Genomic DNA, 329 nt, shown 5'->3' on the forward strand with positions numbered 1-329 from the left:
TCCAGCGACATCCCACGCTCCCCATCCCGCCAACGACCATAGCCATCAGCAAGACGAACGACACAACCCTGCTCGAATCACGAGTTTCCCAACGGAGTCCTTCAGGGGTGGGAGGAATTGCATCCTGGTCCGGGCGGCGCGGAGCGCCGCCGTATCGCTCGGTGAAGCTTCTCCGGCGGCGCCGCGCTCAGTCCGGCCGTTTCTGGTTCTCGATGTACTCCTTGACCACAGCCAGTGGTGCGCCACCGCAGGAGCCGGCGAAGTAGGACGGGGACCAGAAGTGCTCACCCCACAGGTACTTGTCGATGTGTGCGGGGAAGTCCTGTCGC

The 329-nt window shown here is 63.8% G+C and carries 1 protein-coding gene; it reads right to left on the minus strand.

The annotated features are described in order from the left end of the window. Positions 1 to 187 precede the first annotated feature (187 nt). A partial coding sequence (locus IF83_RS0129580; protein ID WP_030549477.1) for a transposase occupies positions 188 to 329 on the minus strand: 142 nt, incomplete at its 5' end.

The sequence above is a fragment of the Streptomyces albus subsp. albus genome (assembly GCF_000719865.1).
Lineage (GTDB): Bacteria > Actinomycetota > Actinomycetes > Streptomycetales > Streptomycetaceae > Streptomyces > Streptomyces albus_E.